This is a genomic window from Flavobacterium pallidum (assembly GCF_003097535.1).
GTDB lineage: Bacteria > Bacteroidota > Bacteroidia > Flavobacteriales > Flavobacteriaceae > Flavobacterium > Flavobacterium pallidum.
In genome coordinates, this window is record NZ_CP029187.1 from 858,432 (window position 1) to 878,042 (window position 19,611).

Sequence of the window (19,611 nt, forward strand, 5' to 3'; positions counted from 1 at the left end):
GTTGGTTTAGGCGGCAAATCACAATGGTTTGTTAAAAAACAGTTTTTGCCTACCGGATAATGTCAAGGATGCGTTCCACTGGCCTGCCGATAATGGCTTTGTCGCCATTTATCACGATGGGGCGTTCCATTAATATCGGATGCTTCACCATGGCTTTTATGATTTGTGCATTGGTCATTTTCCGGGTTTCGAATTTTTCTTTCCATAGGGCTTCCTTCGTGCGGACGAGTTCGATGGGTTTGATGCCCAGTTTTTTGATCAGGGTTTTGAGTTCCTGCTCATCGGGCGTTTGATTAAGGTATTTCACCACCTCGTATTCCTGGGCGGAACCATCAAGGATGGCCAGGCATTCCCGGGATTTTGAGCATTGCGGGTTGTGGTAAACCTGTATCATGGTTTTATTTGCAAAGTAATCGATTTCAATTGTAAAAATTGGATTAAATTAGGCATTCCTAACCCTGATCCAAAATAAAGACTACTTATGTTTATCGAACAAGCGTATAAAAACAGGCGGAATTTAGTCGCCTACATTCCTTTCCCTTTAGTATTCCTTGGGTTGATGGTGGCGAATTTTATGGTTTCTGCAGAAGATACGAATACCATTATCCGCAATGAGATTGAACGATACGGGAAAAGCATGTTCTTTCTCTCAAACCTGATTCCTTTTGCATTCCTGCTGCTTTTACTGCTGTTTTGGGTGAAATACATGCACAAACAAAGCATTCTTTCCTTAACGACTTCAAGGCCTGAGGTCGACTGGAACAGGGTTTTTTTCTCATTTTTAATTTGGGGCGGTTTCAGTACGCTGCTGATTTTTATCAGTTACCAGTCAAATCCTGAAAGCTTTGTTTTTAACTTCAACCTGAGGCCTTTCCTGGCTTTGGCGTTGATAAGCTTAACGCTGATCCCGTTCCAGACGAGCTTTGAAGAATACCTGTTCCGTGGTTACCTGATGCAGGGAATCGGGTTGGTTTCAAAACGGAAATGGATTCCGCTGCTGCTGACTTCGATTGTATTTGGACTGCTTCATGGCGCGAATCCTGAGGTGGGAAAAATAGGCTACATCCTTTTGGTATATTATATCGGCACCGGTTTTTTACTGGGAATCATGACCCTGATGGATGAAGGCATGGAGTTGTCTTTGGGTTTCCATGCCGCCAATAATATTACCGGGGCGCTTTTGGTGACATCGGACTGGACGGTGTTCCAAACGGATTCCGTGTTGATCGACAAGTCTGAGCCTTCCGCAGGACTGGAAGTCATTTTCCCGGTACTCGTCGTTTTCCCGATACTTTTATTTATCTTTAGTAAGAAGTACAAATGGTCCGGATGGAAGGAAAAGCTTTTGGGCAAAATTGTGCTTCCTCCTGTTGAAAATCAAAACCTTTAAACAATGAATACCCCAACATACCTTAATGTACACAATCAGTTTAAACTGAATGGCTTTCACCTTGACCGTGACGATTTGTGCCGTGTTGCATACAGTTTTATAAAAGAAGGCGACGATTTCGAGAGGCCGGTCGGTCATTTTTTGCTCGACTGGTTCGATCATAACGATTATATCGAAATGAATACCAGCGGCAGTACGGGGATTCCCAAAGTAATCCGCGTGGAAAAACAGGCAATGGTGAATTCTGCCCTGGCGACAGGCAATTTCTTTGATCTTTCGCCCGGGGATAAAGTCCTGAACTGCCTTCCTGTGAAATATGTAGCGGGAAAAATGATGCTCGTGCGCGGTTTTATCCTTGGACTGGATATGGATTTTGTCGCCCCGACAGCCTATCCGTTGAAAAATAATGATGCTTCTTATGATTTTTCAGCGATGGTGCCCTTACAGGCGCAAAACTCCCTTGAGGAATTGCATCGGGTGAAGAAACTGATTGTAGGTGGTGCCAAGATCAATGCCTCACTTGAAAAGGAACTCAAAAAATTATCGGGACAGGCTTTCGAAACGTATGGCATGACTGAAACGGTGTCGCATATTGCCGCTAAAAAAGTGGGCGACCGCAGTTTTACCGTATTGCCGAATGTAACCATTGCAGTCGATGACCGGAATTGCCTGCTAATTACCGCTCCCGAAATTTCATCAGAAGTCATTATTACAAACGATTTGGTTGATTTGATTTCCGATACACAATTTATCTGGAAGGGACGTATCGATAATGTAATTAACAGCGGCGGCATCAAACTGAGCCCTGAGCAGATCGAGGAAAAGCTTTATAAGCGTATGGAACGCAGATTTTTTGTAGCCGGCATTGCGGATAAGGATTTGGGAGAAAAACTCATTCTTGTTGTTGAAGGCGAGCCATACACTTTACCTGAGGGCCTTTTCGACAAACTAGATAAATATGAAAAGCCTAAAGAGGTTGTTTTTGTGGATCATTTCAAAGAGACCGGAAATGGGAAAATCATCAGGAAAGATTCATTGGCACAATAATGCAGAAAGGATTTTAAGACATGCAATCCTATAATTTTCCAGTCTTAAATTCCCAAAAATAAAAAACCCTGAATTGCTTCAGGGTTTTTTTTATGAGGATATTGAAAGATTATTTCACTTTGAAAGTAACTCTTCTTACTAGCTTTCTTGCACCAGCAGACTCTTTATCTACAGAAGCATCTTCACCTGCAGGAACTACGTTCAGCCTTGAAGGATCGATTTTAGCTTTGATCAACGTGTTTTTCACATTGTTAGCCCTTGCCTGAGATAATTTATCGTTGTAAGGTGTTCTTCCGATTTCGTCAGCATGTCCGATGATGTCAACGGTCGCTGTCGGGTTGTTCCTCAAATAAGTAAGTATGAAATCGATACCTTCTGTAGAAACGTTTGTCGGAGTTGATTTGTTGAAATCGAAGTAAGTGGTAACATAACCATCGTTGATCAGCGCTTTCACCAAAGCATTGTTGTTTGGCGTGTTGTTGATGTTCGTATTGTTGTTCGTATTACCAGCGCCATATGTTTTATCCATGTAGCTTTCCAATTCATCAGGAATACCATTTCCGTTAGTATCCACTGTTCTTCCTTTAGAATCAACAGCAACACCTGTTAAAGAGTTTGGCTCAGCATCAAGGTAATCCGGCACACCATCCTTATCAGTATCATTCAGCATGGTTTCAAGATCGTCAACCCTTTTCTTAAGCGCATCCACTTCTTCATCTTTTACAGAAGATTCAACATACCAGTCTGCGTGCTCTTCATGGCTTCCTAGGTAAACAGTAAGACCGATAGTTCCTGAGAAGATCCCACCGGCAAATCCTCTGATCTGTCCTGTGCCTGACGTTCCGTCGAAAGTTTTATCCTGTGCAACGTTTGTAACAGAAGTAAAATCTCCTGTCAACACCACTCTTTTAGCAAGTTTATATTGGCCTGTAAGTCCAATGATGAAGTTTCCTCCACGGTCAGTGTAACTTAAATTATCACTCCTGAATTGCATGTAACCACCACCAATGTGTACTAAAGCACCTATTCTTTTGGTCCATGTTTCAAAGTTCATGATACGTCCAACGTTGGCTACCGCCTGTAAGTCAGCTCTATAGTATTTAGTGCTGAAATGAAGCGAACTCTCATTGTCCTGCAACTTGTAATATCCGAAATCTGCTTTCACACCAAACTTGTTGTTAAACATATATCTAACTCCAAAGTCAGCATTAAAAAAGCTTGGTGTAGCTGAGAAGTATCCAGGCGCAAATGGAGCTGAAGGCTTATTTACACCTCCGTTAAGTTCGAGAGACCATTTGTTGAAACCGTTGTCAGTGCTTTCTGAACTTGTCTCAGTATCCGTCTGGGCACTAAGGCTCAATGTACTAACGAAAGTTAATGTGAGTAAAAGTTTTTTCATCATTCTAAGTTTTAAATTTTTTACAAACATACAATTTTTTGCAATACGAATGAAATAAATTTAACGAGTAAAAGAGCGTATTTAAATCATAAAATAAGAATTTTTTATAATATCGCAGAAAATAATGCGGATTTTTTCAAATCAGCGGTAATTTTTAAAATTAATCATAATTTTATTAGTAAGTTAATAAATGATTAATTATCAATAAATTATAATTTTTTTTGTAAATTTTAGATTTGTTACGAATAAGGAAACTTATTTTACAAAATTACACACAGATGTCGTCCTAAAAAGAGATGAAATGGCCATTTCTTAGGAACTAAATTACAATGTTTCGCCCTTTTCGAGGAGTTTTCTTTCAAGTTCAGCCTGAAACTCCTCCATGACAGGTTTCATGGTGCTTTCAGGAATGTCTGCAATACGGATATACATCAATCCGTCGACAGCATTATTAAACATCGGATCTACGTTAAATGCCACTACCCGGGCATTCTGCTTGATGTATTTCTTGATCAGGACCGGCAAACGCAGGCTTCCCGGCTCTAGCTCATCGATAATCTTATCGAATTTATTCAAATCAGATTCGGCCTCATCAAAAATGAAATCCTTATCGGCATCCTTAAGCTTTACCTTAAATTCTTTCTTGGCATGTACATACTGCGCAATATACGGGTCATAATAATTCGATTTCATGAACTCGATCATCAGCGATTTCGAAAACTCCGAAAACTGGTTGCTGATGCTTACGCCGCCCAGCAGGAAATTATGCTCAGGATAACGTAACGTGGTATGAATAATTCCTTTCCACAATAAGAACAATGGCATTGGCTTCTGTTGGTATTCCTTAATGATAAAGGCCCTTCCCATTTCAATGGATTTGCTCATCATGTCATACAGTTCGGGTTCAAAACGGAACAATTCATGCAGGTAAAAGCCTTCAATCCCGCTCTTGGCAAAAATCTCAGAACCCAGTCCCATGCGGTAAGCACCTGCAATCTGGTTGGTATCCTCATCCCACAGAAACATGTGGTAGTAATAATTGTCATACCGGTCAAGATCTGTCGATTCGTTAGTGCCCTCGCCCACTTCACGGAAGGTAATCTCGCGCAGACGCCCTATTTCATGTAAGATATTCGGAATCTTATCCGCTTTGGTAAAAAACACTTCGTAATTCTTGCTTTGCAATAGCCTGCAGTCTTGTTTTCTGAGGTTTGCGACTTCCTGAATCATCATGTCATTACTTGCGGCGGTCGCAATCTGCTTCGGACTTTTCGGGATTTTCAGGTTCGGTGTGTTGATCAGTTTGTGTTCCTTTTCGAAAGGATTGGCGAGCATATACGTCTTCTTCCGAAGGAATTCCGAGTATTCCTCAATCGTCTTATGTTCATTCTGCTCATTCACCGATATCGGTTTTCCGATACGTACCTTAATGATGCGGTCTTTCTGTGAAAACAATTCCGATGGCAGTTTCGCCGTACGCAGCGTATCGCCAATCTTTGATAAAGTATAAAAGAAGCGGCTGTTCTTCGCATGGAAATAAATTGGCACCACGGGAACCTGCGCCTTTCTGATGACTTTAATTGCGCCTTCCTCCCATTCCTTGTCTACAACAAGTTTTCCGTCCTTATAGGTTGAAACTTCCCCGGCAGGGAACATCCCCAAAGGCTTGCCGTCGCTCAAATGACGCAACGTTTCCTTAATCCCGACCACGCTCGATTTCGCGTCTTTATGGTTTTCGAAAGGATTCACCGGCATAATGTAGGGCTTCAAAGGCTCAATGCGGTGCAGCAGGAAATTGGCGATAATCTTGAAATTCGGTTCGCGCTCCAGCATCAGTTTCAAAAGCAAAATGCCGTCGACACCACCAAGCGGGTGGTTTGAAATTGTAATATAAGCACCGTCTTTAGGCAGCCTTTTCAGGTCTTCTTCCGGAATTTCAAAACGGATTTCAAGTTGGTCCAAAATGGCCTTCAGGAAGGCTACATCACTGAGATGCTTGTTTTTATCATAAATGGCGTTCAGCCGCGAAATCTTCAGCACTTTCATCAGCATCCAACCCGCAAAAGTACCGAGAAACCCGTACTTGGTCGCATTGATTGCCTTAGCCACTTCCTTTGCGGTCACTAAACCCATTTGTTGTCTTGTTTTTTAGGTGAAAACAAAGATAGAAAAAAATGGCACTCACGGAATTAATTACGAATTTCAAATTAGGAATTGCGAAATCGTAATTTGTAATTCCCAATTCCTAATTGATTTTGTGCATATCTCTGTTGACAGTTTTTATATTTTCGTTTTTATCATGCCGCGTTTTCGAATATTTTTGGTGAACCTCATTTTAAATTACAATGAAAATAATCTCTTATAATGTTAACGGAATACGCGCCGCGATTTCCAAAGGATTCCTCATATGGCTCGAACAGGCCAATCCCGATGTGATCTGCCTTCAGGAAATCAAGGCCACGCCCGACCAGGTTCCGTTGCATGAATTCGAAAACCTGGGATACCATTACCATTATTGGTATCCCGCCCAGAAAAAAGGTTACAGCGGCGTGGCGATACTTTCAAAAATAAAACCCAATGATGTGGTGTACGGCACGGGAATTCCCCACATGGATTTCGAAGGGCGCAACATCCGCGCAGATTTTGACGATGTCTCAGTGATGAGCCTCTATTTGCCATCGGGAACCAACATCGACCGCCTGAGCCACAAGTTCATGTACATGGACGATTTCCATAACTACATTGCAGACCTTCGCCTGCGTATGCCCAACCTCATCATTTGCGGCGATTACAACATTTGCCATGAACCCATCGACATCCACGATCCGATACGCAACAAGACCGTTTCAGGCTTCCTTCCCGAGGAGCGCTCGTGGCTCGATATCTTTATGAAAAGTGGCTTTGTCGACAGTTTCCGCCATTTCAACAAGAATCCGCACAATTATACGTGGTGGAGTTACCGCGCCGGTGCCCGTGGCAACAATAAAGGCTGGCGCATCGATTACATTCTGGTCAGCAAAACCATCGAAAACAGGCTGACGCGCGCCGTGATTTTGCCGGATGCGAAACATTCAGACCATTGCCCGGTTTTGGCCGAGATTATTTAGGAGCATGATCCCGCTTTACGGCTTTATCTTGCTTCCGCTGCGCTACAGCAAGGATACCGCCTGCAATCGGGGCTAGGGTTCACAGAAAAATGAACGATTACAGTACACTATTAAATACCTACAAAAATGATTAAGAAAGTTTCCGCCGCACTATTGATTATGGCTTTGTCCAGTTCATGCGTATCTAAAAAAGTTTACACCGACCTCGAGAACAAATTCGCCGACCTGAAAAAAGAAAGCCGCAAAATGGCCGACGACAATGAAGCGCTGCTCGCCGACAAGAACAAGCTCGAAATCGACCAATCGAACCTTCAAAAGGAATACGACAAGACCAAATCCGAACGCGATAAACTGCAGGCGGATCTTGCTGCCGCCAATGCCAATATGAAAACGCTGCAGGCGTCTTACAGCGCTTTGGAAAAAAACAGCGATGACGCATTGCAATCGAACATGACTAAAAACCGCGAACTTCTGGCAAAACTGGAAGCCAAGGAAAAAGCCCTTGCCGCCGAGCAGGAGCGCATCAACAAACTTATGGCCGATTTCCAGGAACGGTCAAACCGCGTCACCGAACTCGAGGAAATGATGGCATCAAAAGAAGCCGGCATGAAAAAACTGAAGGAAACACTTTCAAAAGCGTTGAATGCCTTCGAAGGAAAAGGACTTACCATCGAACAGAAAAATGGCAAAGTGTATGTTTCCATGGAAAACAAACTGTTGTTCCAGACCGGAAGCTGGACAGTCGGCGCAGAAGGCAAGAAAGCCGTAACCGAACTCGGAAAGGTTTTGGCGCAAAACCCAGAAATCGCCGTACTTATTGAAGGGCATACCGATAACGATAAATTTGCAGGTGCCGTGGGCGGCATAGAGAACAATTGGGACCTTTCCACAAAACGCGCTACGGCTGTAGTGAACATCCTTTCAGAGAATAAAGGCATCAACAAGCAAAACCTCACCGCTGCAGGTCGCGGGGAATTCGCCCCAATCGCGTCAAACGACAACACAGAAGGCAAATCGAAAAATCGCCGTATCGAAATCATCTTAACGCCAAAACTGGACGAAATCAGTAAGATGCTGAATGATTTGTAGGAGTGCCTGAGTGCCTGAGTGCCTGAGTGCCTGAGTGCCTGAGTGCCTGAGTGCCTGAGTGCCTGAGTTCAAAATTACATTTTCAATAAAAAAACCAGCTTTCGGGCTGGTTTTTTTTATTACTGTTAAAGCATATAATCCGCACTTGAATCCATCGGAGGCAATTACTTTCACAAACCGTGAGGTATTCGTGTCTGTAGCCGAAGGCGTTTCCATAGTGTAGCGTTTATCCTACATATTATACAGCCAGCTCGCCGGATTCTGGTAGGTGGTATTCTGCGCAATCATGAATTTGATAACCGTCTTTCCCGTGTCGTTGTTGTGCCTTACCTTTCCAATGGTTTGCTTGGTCGATACTTTATCTCCCTTACCTACTGAAACGCTGCTCAGGTTTTGATAAAGCGTAAAGAAATCCCCGTGTTGGATCACTACGGCGGTATTGATCGGGGATAATTTCTGGACACTGAAAACCGTTCCGCTGAATACCGCACGGGCACTCGCATCATTATCCGTAGTGATCTCGACGCCGCTGCAGTGTACCGTGAGCGAGCTGATCAACGGATGTGGCTGGTCGCCGTAACGCAAAGTGACAGTTCCTTTTTCCACGGGCCATGGAAGTTTTCCTTTATTTGCCTTGAAATTATCCGAAACGAGTTTTGCCTCAGGTGTCAGTACGATTTTTGTTGACGTTTCCGTTTTTTTGGTTTCGGCAGCTGTAGTCGTTTTCGGGTTTGCCTTCAGGTTGGCCGCTGCTGCCTTTTTATTGGCTTCGGCAATTGCAGCGCGAAGCAATTTATCAATCTGTTTATCGATGGCACGGCTTTCCTGTTGCTTTTTCTTGATTTCGGCGGCAATTTTCTTTTTGTCTTTCTTAATGGAATTGACGAGCTTTTCCTGTTCCTGTTTTTCTTTTTCGAGGGTCTTGCGTTCCTCTTCCTGTTCTGCAAGCAGTTTCTGCTTTTCGCTTTTTTGTGCATCAAGCTTACTGTTGAAACGCGCCAGCTCGGTTTGCTTCTTCTGGATTTGCGCGCCCTGCGCACGACGGTAATTCGCGTACTGCTTCATGTACTGCGCGCGCTTGTATGCCTGCAGGAAATTCTTGGAAGACAGTAAAAACATCGCCCGGCTTTGCTGTGAGCGGCTTTTGTATGACTTGACGACCATTTTGGAATATTCCGCCTTAAGGTCGGTGAGGTCGCGGTTCAGCCGGTTGATTTCAAGCTGGTTGATGTACATGTCGTTCTTTAGGCCTTTTGCCTGTTTTTCAGTAGTATTGATGAGCTTCTCGCGCAACTTGATTTTTTCGGTCTGCTGGGCGATAATGGTGGTAACTGATTTCTGTTTTTGGTTCTGCGATTCCAGTAAACGCTCTTTTTCCCGGATTTCCTCCTGGATTTCGGCTTTGCGCTTTTCGAGTTTTTCCTGGTCGATCTGGCTCCAGCCGAAGGCAGAAACAAACAGGAATAAAAACGTTAAGATTGTTTTTGGCATAGTATTGGTTTTTGCAAATCTAGTCAATATTGACCCTTTCATAACCATCAGGCGCACTGTATGGAAATGTAAGGTCCTCGTTGAAATTGACGGTTTGGTATTCAATATTGATGGCGGTTTTCTTTTGGTTGTCAAAAGCCTCGATTTTTATTTCGGTAGGCAGTGACATTACCGGATATTCTTTGTAATTCGGGTAGAAGACATGCAGCATGCGGTTTTTTTGCATCTGCTCGATTTCCTGTTTTTTGGTCAGGAATTTAGAGGCTTCGAAATAAAATTCCTTTTGGGTTTCCTGGCCATTCAAATCCTCGAGTTTGTAAAATTTATCTTCGATTGAGGATTTGTATTTGCCTTTCTTAAGATCATCCATCGCCTGCCCGATGAGCATGTTCTGGACTTTGCTGAAATTGAGGTCGGTCCCCAGCCACTTGCTCAGTGTCGAATAATCGCCTTCAAAAAACTTGCCGTTGATTTTTTCGTAATATTTGACTTCAGTCGGCGTAATCAGTGCCTTAGCCATTGTAATGCCAAGCACGCGGATGCTCACCAGGATTTTTTCGTCCTTTTTGATCTTGATTTCAGCATTGACATTTTGTGACTGCCTGTCGTCTTTATAAGAAACACTGGCTTTGATGTAGAGCGTTTTAAAATCACGTTGGGTGCTGTAGTGGTTTTCGATGACTTTTGCCGCCGTCAACGTAGTCGTGGCATTGGTTTCGGACACCAGTCCTTTCGTCGATTTACAGGAAACCAACAGCATCAGAACTCCGAGGCTGATATACTTTTTCATTGCTTTTTCTTTTTTAATAACTGGTCGGCTTTCAGGAAATACTGTTCTTTTTTCTTAGCATCGCCAAGGCCATTCCAGGCTTCCCCGAGCTGGATATTGAAATTGATTTCCATATCGCGGTTGTCGACAAGGTAATCGATTCCGGCTTCAAGGGTGTCTTTAGCCTTTTTGAAATCCTTGAGCTGGTTGTATGCCAATCCTGAGAAATAATATAATTCCGGCTGCAGCGGAAACAATTCGATCAGTGCATCGGCTTTTTTTGCCAAAACATCAAACTGCTTGTTTTCGGCGTAAGCCTGGAGCATCAGGATCCTGGTTTCAAGGTCGTCGGGATGGTTTGCGGCATCGATTTCATAATATTTTGCGGCTTTGGCCCAGTCTTTTTGGTTTTGGTAGAATTTACCCAACTCCTTTGCAGCATTTACATCCTTATCGCCATTCACATAACCGATGGCTTTTTCAAGATCGGCATCATATTTGGGATTGGTTTTGGTAAAAATCAAAAACTCGTTGATGATGCGTTGCTTCACTTTATTGTCAATCTTGCTGCTTTTCAAAGCCTGGTTCATTGAAACGACCGCCTTATCGCCGTCATTATTATTCAAATGGAATTTGAAAAGGCTTACCTGCGCCCAGTCTGATGTCGGGATTTCCTTTTCCAGCTGTTTTGCGATTTCCTGTGCTTTCTGTTCCTGGTTGCTGTTGGAATAGAGGTAAATCAGGGCAATATAATTCGACTCTTCCTTCGGGTTTTTCTTAATCTGATCGATAAGGTTGTCCTTTTCAGAACCCTGATATTTTGTATCTTTCAGGATGTCAGCTTTGTAAGCATCCCTTTTATCGGAATGCCCAACGGATTCGTTAAGCTCGTTGATCATTGCAAGGGCTTTATCAAATTGTCCCGTTTTCATGTACAAAGAGGTGAGGTCTTCCTTATAACTGTCATCAAACGGGACCAGTTTCTGTACCAGCGTAATGGAATTGTTGTAATCTTTGGTCTCATAGGTTACATCATACATCCCGGCCAGATACCAACGGTTTTTAGGCTCGATTTGTGAGGCTTTCTCATACGCTTCATAAGCCTCCTTATACCTTTTAAGATGCAGGTAATTTTTGCCGAGCTCACTTAAAACCACCGGATTATTCGGTTGCAGCTTAAGGCATTTTTCTAATGATTCCACCGCCTTGTCATAATTCTCGATTCCTTTTTGCTTCAGGGATTCGAAAAAAGACTCCTGGAACTGGTCCGAAACCGCGGCAATATCCTCAGGTTCACCCTGGGCATGGAGCGCCTGCGGCCTGAAACCGGTAAGCAGTATAACCAATAATAAAAAAATCCTTCTCATAATATCTTATTCTAAAACCGAGTAATCGCCGATGCTGATACTGGTAAATTTTCCGTCAAATGTTGCGTGGCTTCCTACCATTGCATTGTCAAGATCGGCATTGCGTATTTTGGAATGTGTCTGGATCAGGCTGTTCTTCACCGTACTGTTGATGATGTGGCAGCCACGGCCCAGCGAAACATTCGGGCCGACAGTCGCATTGATTAATATGACATCCGGGCCGATATAACATGGCGGGATGATTTTCGAGTTTTCCGCCTTCACATGGGCATCGACAAGATCTTCGCCATCTGCATTTAAAAAGGCAAGCATCCGCGAATTGGTTTCGACAGTAACGTTTTTGTTGCCGCAGTCCATCCACTCATCCACTTTACCGGGAACGAATTTTAGGCCTTTCACTTTCATGTTCTCCAGTCCGTCGGTCAATTGGTATTCGCCACCCTTTACAACATTATTATCGAGTAAATATTGTAACTCATCGCGTAAAGTTTCTCCGCTTTTAAAGTAATAAATCCCGATAATAGCCAGGTCTGAAACAAAAGTCTGAGGTTTTTCAACGAAATTCACAATCTGGTTATTATCATTGAGCTGTACTACTCCGAAGGCGCTCGGATCTTCCACCTGCTTTACCCAGATTACACTATCGGCGGTAGTATCGAGGGTGAAATCGGCACGGAAAAGCGTATCGGCATAAGCCACGACAATCGGTCCCTGCATCGACTCTTTGGCACACATGATCGCATGCGCGGTTCCCAAAGCCTCATTCTGATAATATATCGTCCCTTTCGCGCCAAGCTTTTCCGCAATCGCGACCAGGTCTTTTTCTACATGAGACCCGAAATCTTCATGGATGATGAATGCGATTTCATCGATTTTCTGGTGTATTACGCCGGCGATGTCTTCTACCAGACGGTGTACGATCGGTTTTCCGGCTATAGGAATCAATGGTTTCGGCACTGTTAATGTATGCGGGCGTAATCTGGAGCCGCGACCGGCCATGGGTACTATTATTTTCATATTTTATATTGAAAGATTGAAGAATTGAAAGATTTAAAATTCCGTTTGAACGGGCGCTTTCAGTTGTCAATTATTAATTGTTTAAGTATTCATTATTTCACGCCTGTACTTCCAAAACCACCTTCACCTCTCGAAGTTTCGCTTAATACATCAACCTCAAGCCACTCCGCGCGTTCATGTTTTGCAATGACGAGCTGTGCAATGCGTTCGCCGTTTTCCACGGTAAAGTCCTCATTGGATAAATTTACTAAAATCACCCCGATTTCCCCACGATAATCTGCATCAACAGTTCCGGGTGAATTCAGTACCGTAATCCCTTTTTTTGCAGCCAATCCGCTGCGGGGCCGTACCTGCGCTTCATGACCGATCGGCAATTCAATAAAAAGCCCTGTTTTTATGATAGCCCTTCCCAATGGTTTCAAAACAACGGATTGGTCCAGGTTTGCCCTGAGGTCCATTCCTGCCGAAGCAATGGTTTCATAATTTGGTAACGGATGCTGTGATTTATTGACGATCTGGATCTTCATCTGGATTTTGGGTATTTGGTATGATATCTTTTGCAACCGGCGCTGTTGCCTTTCTTTTGATGATGGCGTTGAGCGTGGCTTTTTCGTTGTAATATATGAAATAAAGGAAAATCAGCAAAAAGGCCGACCCTATAAAATAATTTTCCCGGAAATAATAAAATGACATTCCGGAAAATAGGATCGAAAGCCCCAGGTAACCGCCAATTTTTTTACCATCATAAGGAATCGGATAGTGGCGGTTGCCCCAGATGTAAGAGATCAGCATCATGCTTCCATAGGCAGCGATCGTGGCGATGGCCGAGCCCATGTAGCCATCATAGCCATTGTTTTCAAAAAACGGGATCAGGATAAAATTAAGCGCCAAGGTAATGATGGCACCGATCACCGAAATATAAGCACCGATGTAAGTTTTGTCGATCAGTTTGTACCAAACAGAAAGATTGGTGTAAATGCCAAGGAAGAAATTCGCAAGGATAATCAGTGGGACGACTTTCATGGCTTCCCAGTATTGCGGGTTTGGGATCATGACTTTTTTGAAAACATCTGCAAAAACGATCACGAACAACAATATGAACGACCCGAAAATCACGAAATATTTTGTCACCGTCGCATACGTCTGGCTCGCATTTTCCTTGTCGGCATGGCTGAAGAAAAACGGTTCAATACCCAGTGTATAAGCGGTCCGGTACAACACCATAAACAATCCGAGTTTATAACAGGCCGCATAGACACCCACTTCTGCTTTGGCAATATCAGCAGGAAGCAATTTTTCGAGCAGGATCTTATCGAATTGGTCGTTAATGGCAAACGCGATCCCGGCCACAAGGATGGGCAGGCCATAGCGCATCATGCGTTTCCACAGATTGAAATCGAACTGCCATTTGATGTTGAAATAATTGGGCGAAAGGATGAGCAACGTCAGTCCGCTTGCAATGATATTCGACACGAAAATATACCCCGCCTGAAAATCCCTGAAATAAAAACCGCTGAGCAAAGAATCCGGCCAGGTTTTTGCTATTTTCGGCAGGTAAATCAGGAAGAACACGTTGAGCAGCAGGTTCACCCCCACATTCCCAATCTTTACTGAGGCATAAAGCAACGGCCGGCCGTGCGCACGTAATTTCGAAAAAGGCACCACCGCCAAGGCATCAAGAACAATGATCCAGATGGTATAAGTTATAAACCGGACATCAAATCCTATCAGGTGTGCCAATGCATTCCGGAATAAAAGCGCGGCACCCAGAAAAACGACAGACGACCAGAACAGTGAAATGGTAGATGTCCTGATGACATTATCCTTATCGGTTTCCTTATTATAAAAACGGAAAAACGAGGTTTCCATGCCATAAGCCAAAATCACATTAAAGAAAATAATGTAGGCGTAAATGACATTTACCGAGCCATAATCCGCTTTGTTGAGCAGCTTCACATACAGCGGCACCAGCAGGAAACTGAAAATCCTCGGCAATACCGTGGCCAGGCCATAAATGGCGGTCTGCTTGAAAAGGTTTTTATATAAACTCAAGGATATCCGGTTATTTGTGGTTCAAAAATAATTAATCTTTACGGTTTGTTGCGCGTGTAGGCCTATTTTGTTTCCGTAAGTTACCCTTAAAGGACTATTTTTACGCTGAAATCATTTATCATGAGAAAATTCCTGCTGCTTAGCTTCCTTACCATGTTTTCATATGGCTTTTCCCAATCGCCTGAGACGAAAAAAACACCAACCGTTGTAACCCGCCACGGACTTTCATTTACAGATGACTACACCTGGCTGCAGCAGATGAATTCCCCGGAAACCAAGGCTTGGGTTGAAGCCAACAACCATGTCACCGATGAAGCGATAAAACTGGCAAGGAAATCATATGACCCAATCTCCAAAATAAAGGAGTATGATTTCCTGTCGTCAAACTCGTTGCCTGCCCGGAAAGGGGCGTATTTCTATTCGCGTTACCGCACCGACAAGAATTATCCGGCAGCGCTGCATTACCGTAAGAACCTGAAAGACCAGTCGATTGAACTCGTGGATCCGTATAAATTGACAAAGAATAAGAATGTTGTTTTGGATGATTATATGCCGTCTGCCAATTCGGTTTACATGGCTTACATGTTGAGCCAGAATGGTGGGGACCGGAAGGAAATACGGTTTTGCCCATTTTCAGGATCGGCAAAAATGGAAGATTTGATTACCGATGTGAAGTTTTCAGGCATCAGCTGGAATGGTGACAAAGGCATTTTTTACAAAAAGAATATGAACAAAAGTACGTTTGCGCGCGATTCGACATATCAGTTGTTTTATCATAAAATCGGGACGGACCAAAGCATTGATAAACTGGTTTTGGACACGAGCAAAAATGATGGAAAGATCAGCTTTCATACCAAGGACAATTATCTTTTTGTAACCGAATCCAGTCCGAAAAGTGCTGCCATTTACTATTATTGCTTTCTTGATGATGAGGAATTTGACCTTGTAAAGTTTTATGAGAATGAGGTGGATGGATTCGATTTTTTCGGTTACAGCGATGGGCGTATCTATTATTCGTCAGGGAAATTCGATTGGGGCGACATCCGGTCGTTTGATCTGAGGCATCCTGAAGATGACAAACAAGTGGTGCCGCAGCTGTACCAAAACCTGTTGGTATCGACAACCATTTCAGACGAATACCTTTTCTGCAAATACAAAACTGTCGGGAAGAATTACATCGTTGTTTATACCAAGGCCGGGCAGTTCGTACGAAAATTCGATGCGCCGGCGGGCATGGATTTCGACATGCGTTTTTATGTAAAGGAAACCAAAGAGCTGTTCGTGACATTTTATTCCAATACGATTTCGTTCCAGAATTTCAGGTTGAATATTGAAACCGGCGACGCCGGATATTATTATAATGATTACATCAGGCCGAAGGTTTTGTTGTTCCCGCTGGATTATTTCATTACCAAAAATATTACGTACAAGAGCCGCGATAACGTAGACGTGCCGATTACCATCATTTATAAAAAGACTTTGAAACTGGATGGAAATAATCCCACTTTACTGTCCGCTTACGGGGGATTCGGGAACATCTCCGAACCGGATTATGATACCGGGATATTGTATTTCCTCGAAAAAGGCGGCGTGTATGCCTTTGCTGAAGTGCGTGGCGGCGGCGAGAAAGGTTTGGGATGGCACCGCGAGGGAAAGGATGAAAACAAGCCCAATTCGATTCATGATTTTGTTGATGCAGCGGAATTCCTGATCATTGAGAAATATACTTCGCCGCAGAAACTCGCGATTACGGGCGGTTCCCACGGCGGTTTGCTTGTGGGTGGCGCTGTTGTGGAAAGACCAGACTTATTTAAGGTTGCCGTGCCGTATTCCGGGCGACTGGATGTGTTGAGTATTGACGATTATACATCTGGGAGATTCCACCTCGAGGAATACGGCAACCCGAATGACAAAGAAGATTATAAACGGATGCTGGCGTATTCGCCATACCAGAATATTAAGGAAGAGGTAAATTATCCGACAATGCTGATTGTTACTTCTGAAAATGATGACCGTGTGCCGCCGTTACAGTCATATAAATTTGCCGCGAAAATGCAGAACCGGGCTGCGCAGAAGAATCCAATTTACCTGCGGACACAGCATGATTCGGGACATTCCGGGAAGATAGCGAGTTATCAGGACCGAAAGGAAGCTCAGGCGGATTTCTTTGGGTTTTTGCTTTATATTTTAATGTAGGGTCTGTTGCGTTAGCGATTACAGCGGAAATCCTTTTGGAAGGCCGGCGCAGCAAGGCGTTCCAAAAGATTGCAGCGGAAAGCGCGGGCCGCAGGCAACGCCCAAAACAAAAAAGCCGATCAAATGACCGGCTTTTGTATATCTGATAAAATGAATTATCCTTTCAATGCTTCCGCACCACCAACGATCTCGAGGATTTCGTTTGTAATAGCGGCCTGGCGTGCTTTGTTGTAGGTCAGTTTCAACTGGTTTCTCAACTCGGTTGCGTTATCAGTTGCTTTGTGCATGGCAGTCATACGGGCACCGTGCTCAGAAGCGAATGAATCACGAACTGCTTTGTACAATTGTGTTTTCAGCATTTTCGGGATTAATGTCAATACGATTTCCTCTTTTGAAGGTTCGAAGATGTAATCCACATTTGAATTCACCGATCCTGAAACTACAGGAGCCAATGGCAGGAATTGCTCGGTTTGGATGATCTGCGTTGCCGCATTCTTGAATTGATTGTACACCAAAACGATTTTATCGTATTTACCGTCTGTAAAGAGCTTTACCAATTCGTCGGCTACCTCTGATACACGCTCGAAAGTAAGATCATCGAAAATGTGGTTGTGGTTTGACAATACGGTATTGGTTTTACGGATAACGTCATTACCTTTCTTACCGATGGTAACAAAATCAACCTGTTTTCCGGCGTATTCGTTTTCAAGCAGACGCTTGGTTTCTTTTACGACATTGGAGTTGAAGGCACCGCTCAATCCCCTGTTTGAAGTGATTGCCACCACCAGCACGCGTTTCACGATGCGTTGTGTAGTAAACTCTCCACCTGCATCACCATCAAGTGTTGCAGAAAGGTTTTGAAGCAGTTCCGTCAGTTTTTCGGCATAAGGGCGCATGGCTGTGATTGCATCCTGTGCCTTCTTCAGCTTGGCCGCAGAAACCATTTTCATCGCTGATGTGATTTGCATCGTTGATGAAACGGAGGTAATTCTGTTACGGATTTCCTTTAAGTTTGCCATTTTTTATGGATTCAGGGTTCAGGGTTCAGGGTTCAAGACTCAGGAATCCCTGTACCTTGCACCCTGTACCTTGCACCTATTTAGTTATATTTTGCTGAAACTTCTTTCGCTACTTTTTCAATAACATCAGTAATCGAATCGTCCAGTTTTCCAGCCTTTAATGCGTTCAGCGTGTCTTTGTGCTGTGCATTAAGGTATTCAAGGAAATCTTTTTCGAATTCTTTCACTTTGTTCACAGGAACGTTCCTCAACAGGTTTTTAGAACCTGCGTAGATAATCGCCACCTGGTCTTCTACTTTATAAGGATCGTTCAATCCTTGTTTCAGGATCTCTACGTTTCTTTTTCCCTTTTCGATTACGTTCAACGTAACAGCATCAAGGTCAGAACCGAATTTAGCAAACGCTTCCAGTTCACGGAATTGTGCCTGATCCAGCTTTAATGTTCCCGATACTTTCTTCATCGACTTGATCTGTGCGTTACCTCCAACACGTGATACAGAAATACCCACGTTGATGGCAGGACGAACCCCTGAGTTAAACAAATCTCCGTCAAGGAAAATCTGCCCGTCGGTAATCGAGATTACGTTGGTTGGGATGTATGCAGAAACGTCACCCGCCTGTGTTTCGATGATTGGCAAAGCCGTTAAAGATCCACCACCTTTTACGATTGGTTTCAGGTTGTCCGGAAGATCGTTCATCGCTTTTGCGATTTCATCGTTGTTGATTACTTTACAAGCTCTTTCCAATAAACGGCTGTGCAGGTAGAAAACGTCTCCAGGGTAAGCCTCACGGCCCGGTGGCCTTCTTAAAAGAAGGGAAACCTCACGGTAAGCCACCGCCTGTTTTGACAAATCATCATAAACGATTAATGCAGGACGACCGGTGTCACGGAAATACTCACCGATGGCAGCACCCGCAAGTGGCGCGTAAACCTGCATTGGCGCAGGATCAGAAGCGTTCGCTGCAACGATAATAGTATAAGCCATTGCGCCCTTTTCTTCTAATGTTTTTGCAATACTGGCTACAGTCGAAGCTTTTTGCCCGATCGCAACATATATACAGAATACAGGCTGGCCTGCATCGTAAAATTCTTTTTGGTTCAAAATGGTATCAATACAAACTGTAGATTTACCAGTCTGACGGTCACCGATTACAAGCTCCCTTTGTCCACGTCCCACAGGAATCATGGCATCAACAGCTTTTACACCTGTCTGAAGCGGCTCTGTTACCGGCTGACGGAAGATAACTCCCGGTGCTTTCCTTTCTAATGGCATGTCGTAAAGTTCACCACCGATTGGGCCTTTGCCATCGATTGGCTGGCCCAGCGTATTTACTACACGGCCAACGATTTGCTCACCCACTTTCAAAGAAGCGATACGTTGAGTCCTTTTTACAGTAGAACCTTCTTTGATTCCGGTTGATGGGCCTAATAATACCACACCTACGTTGTCTTCTTCAAGGTTCAGTACGATGCCTTCCATACCGCTGTCAAACGATACAAGCTCACCGTATTGTACATTCGATAAGCCGTAAACACGGGCAATACCATCTCCAACCTGAAGTACAGATCCCACTTCTTCAAGTGTGGCTCCTGACTCAAAATTCTCAACTTGTTTCTTTAATATTGCTGAAATTTCAGCAGGTTTAATTTCCGCCATAATTATATAA

At 43.7% G+C, this 19,611-nt stretch carries 16 protein-coding genes; 5 read left to right on the forward strand and 11 right to left on the reverse strand.

The features are described from left to right. Window positions 1-49 precede the first annotated feature (49 nt). On the reverse strand, window positions 50-394 hold the full coding sequence (gene arsC / locus HYN49_RS03490; protein ID WP_108902826.1) for an arsenate reductase (glutaredoxin): 345 nt from the start codon (window positions 392-394) through the stop codon (window positions 50-52). A gap of 87 nt (window positions 395-481) precedes the next feature. On the opposite strand from arsC, the gene HYN49_RS03495 reads away from it, so the two are divergent. Both HYN49_RS03495 and HYN49_RS03500 read left to right on the forward strand, forming a co-directional pair. Further along, a complete protein-coding gene (locus HYN49_RS03495) occupies window positions 482-1,390 on the forward strand; it encodes a CPBP family intramembrane glutamic endopeptidase (protein ID WP_108902827.1) in 909 nt (302 codons plus the stop codon). Window positions 1,391-1,393: 3 nt separating this feature from the next. Next, window positions 1,394-2,437: an AMP-binding protein gene (locus HYN49_RS03500; RefSeq protein ID WP_108902828.1), complete on the forward strand. Its 1,044-nt coding sequence runs from the start codon at window positions 1,394-1,396 to the stop codon at window positions 2,435-2,437. Between the two features lie 109 nt (window positions 2,438-2,546). On the opposite strand, the gene HYN49_RS03505 is transcribed toward HYN49_RS03500, so the two are convergent. Both HYN49_RS03505 and HYN49_RS03510 read right to left on the reverse strand, forming a co-directional pair. After that, window positions 2,547-3,836, reverse strand: a complete 1,290-nt coding sequence (locus HYN49_RS03505; RefSeq protein WP_108904938.1) for an OmpA family protein — start codon at window positions 3,834-3,836, stop codon at window positions 2,547-2,549. A 324-nt stretch (window positions 3,837-4,160) separates the two neighbouring features. Further along, window positions 4,161-5,969, reverse strand: coding sequence for a GNAT family N-acyltransferase (locus HYN49_RS03510; RefSeq protein ID WP_108902829.1), 1,809 nt, complete (start codon window positions 5,967-5,969; stop codon window positions 4,161-4,163). Between the two features lie 212 nt (window positions 5,970-6,181). Here HYN49_RS03510 and HYN49_RS03515 point away from each other — a divergent pair, with 212 nt between their 5' ends. Next, window positions 6,182-6,943: an exodeoxyribonuclease III gene (locus tag HYN49_RS03515; protein ID WP_108902830.1), complete on the forward strand. Its 762-nt coding sequence runs from the start codon at window positions 6,182-6,184 to the stop codon at window positions 6,941-6,943. A gap of 126 nt (window positions 6,944-7,069) precedes the next feature. Continuing rightward, entirely contained in the window at window positions 7,070-8,032 is a 963-nt protein-coding gene (locus HYN49_RS03520; protein WP_108902831.1) for an OmpA/MotB family protein, read from the forward strand. A 231-nt stretch (window positions 8,033-8,263) separates the two neighbouring features. Here HYN49_RS03520 and HYN49_RS03525 read toward each other — a convergent pair whose 3' ends face one another. From HYN49_RS03525 to HYN49_RS03550, 6 genes are all read right to left on the reverse strand, one after another. Continuing rightward, window positions 8,264-9,523: a murein hydrolase activator EnvC family protein gene (locus tag HYN49_RS03525; protein ID WP_108902832.1), complete on the reverse strand. Its 1,260-nt coding sequence runs from the start codon at window positions 9,521-9,523 to the stop codon at window positions 8,264-8,266. Between the two features lie 19 nt (window positions 9,524-9,542). Next, on the reverse strand, window positions 9,543-10,313 hold the full coding sequence (locus HYN49_RS03530) for a DUF4292 domain-containing protein (protein ID WP_108902833.1): 771 nt from the start codon (window positions 10,311-10,313) through the stop codon (window positions 9,543-9,545). Beyond that, window positions 10,310-11,659, reverse strand: coding sequence for a tetratricopeptide repeat protein (locus tag HYN49_RS03535; protein ID WP_108902834.1), 1,350 nt, complete (start codon window positions 11,657-11,659; stop codon window positions 10,310-10,312). Before HYN49_RS03535 ends, HYN49_RS03530 begins: the two co-directional genes overlap by 4 nt. 6 nt (window positions 11,660-11,665) lie before the next feature. Beyond that, complete coding sequence (locus HYN49_RS03540; protein ID WP_108902835.1) at window positions 11,666-12,676, reverse strand: sugar phosphate nucleotidyltransferase; 1,011 nt, start codon at window positions 12,674-12,676, stop codon at window positions 11,666-11,668. Between the two features lie 92 nt (window positions 12,677-12,768). Further along, window positions 12,769-13,203, reverse strand: coding sequence for a dUTP diphosphatase (gene dut, locus HYN49_RS03545; RefSeq protein ID WP_108902836.1), 435 nt, complete (start codon window positions 13,201-13,203; stop codon window positions 12,769-12,771). Then, on the reverse strand, window positions 13,181-14,728 hold the full coding sequence (locus tag HYN49_RS03550) for a lipopolysaccharide biosynthesis protein (protein WP_108902837.1): 1,548 nt from the start codon (window positions 14,726-14,728) through the stop codon (window positions 13,181-13,183). Before HYN49_RS03550 ends, dut begins: the two co-directional genes overlap by 23 nt. A 120-nt stretch (window positions 14,729-14,848) precedes the next feature. On the opposite strand from HYN49_RS03550, the gene HYN49_RS03555 reads away from it, so the two are divergent. Then, entirely contained in the window at window positions 14,849-16,924 is a 2,076-nt protein-coding gene (locus HYN49_RS03555) for a prolyl oligopeptidase family serine peptidase (RefSeq protein WP_108902838.1), read from the forward strand. A 155-nt stretch (window positions 16,925-17,079) separates the two neighbouring features. Here the strand turns inward: HYN49_RS03555 and atpG are convergent, their stop codons facing one another. Together atpG and atpA are read right to left on the reverse strand one after the other, a co-directional pair. Beyond that, window positions 17,080-17,943, reverse strand: coding sequence for an ATP synthase F1 subunit gamma (gene atpG, locus HYN49_RS03560; RefSeq protein ID WP_108902839.1), 864 nt, complete (start codon window positions 17,941-17,943; stop codon window positions 17,080-17,082). 80 nt (window positions 17,944-18,023) lie between these two features. Further along, window positions 18,024-19,601 (reverse strand): F0F1 ATP synthase subunit alpha, encoded by a 1,578-nt coding sequence (atpA, locus tag HYN49_RS03565; RefSeq protein ID WP_108902840.1) that lies wholly within the window; start codon window positions 19,599-19,601, stop codon window positions 18,024-18,026. Window positions 19,602-19,611: the final 10 nt, after the last annotated feature.

What these genes read in the sequence shown, in the direction of transcription:
- HYN49_RS03500 (WP_108902828.1), top strand. Translation starts at nt 1,394, where the DNA reads ATGAATACCCCAACATACCTTAATGTACACAATCAGTTTAAACTGAAT.
- arsC (WP_108902826.1), bottom strand. Translation starts at nt 394, where the DNA reads ATGATACAGGTTTACCACAACCCGCAATGCTCAAAATCCCGGGAATGC.
- HYN49_RS03540 (WP_108902835.1), bottom strand. Translation starts at nt 12,676, where the DNA reads ATGAAAATAATAGTACCCATGGCCGGTCGCGGCTCCAGATTACGCCCG.
- HYN49_RS03515 (WP_108902830.1), top strand. Translation starts at nt 6,182, where the DNA reads ATGAAAATAATCTCTTATAATGTTAACGGAATACGCGCCGCGATTTCC.
- HYN49_RS03510 (WP_108902829.1), bottom strand. Translation starts at nt 5,969, where the DNA reads ATGGGTTTAGTGACCGCAAAGGAAGTGGCTAAGGCAATCAATGCGACC.
- HYN49_RS03535 (WP_108902834.1), bottom strand. Translation starts at nt 11,659, where the DNA reads ATGAGAAGGATTTTTTTATTATTGGTTATACTGCTTACCGGTTTCAGG.
- HYN49_RS03495 (WP_108902827.1), top strand. Translation starts at nt 482, where the DNA reads ATGTTTATCGAACAAGCGTATAAAAACAGGCGGAATTTAGTCGCCTAC.
- HYN49_RS03520 (WP_108902831.1), top strand. Translation starts at nt 7,070, where the DNA reads ATGATTAAGAAAGTTTCCGCCGCACTATTGATTATGGCTTTGTCCAGT.
- dut (WP_108902836.1), bottom strand. Translation starts at nt 13,203, where the DNA reads ATGAAGATCCAGATCGTCAATAAATCACAGCATCCGTTACCAAATTAT.
- atpA (WP_108902840.1), bottom strand. Translation starts at nt 19,601, where the DNA reads ATGGCGGAAATTAAACCTGCTGAAATTTCAGCAATATTAAAGAAACAA.
- HYN49_RS03525 (WP_108902832.1), bottom strand. Translation starts at nt 9,523, where the DNA reads ATGCCAAAAACAATCTTAACGTTTTTATTCCTGTTTGTTTCTGCCTTC.
- HYN49_RS03555 (WP_108902838.1), top strand. Translation starts at nt 14,849, where the DNA reads ATGAGAAAATTCCTGCTGCTTAGCTTCCTTACCATGTTTTCATATGGC.
- HYN49_RS03505 (WP_108904938.1), bottom strand. Translation starts at nt 3,836, where the DNA reads ATGAAAAAACTTTTACTCACATTAACTTTCGTTAGTACATTGAGCCTT.
- HYN49_RS03530 (WP_108902833.1), bottom strand. Translation starts at nt 10,313, where the DNA reads ATGAAAAAGTATATCAGCCTCGGAGTTCTGATGCTGTTGGTTTCCTGT.
- atpG (WP_108902839.1), bottom strand. Translation starts at nt 17,943, where the DNA reads ATGGCAAACTTAAAGGAAATCCGTAACAGAATTACCTCCGTTTCATCA.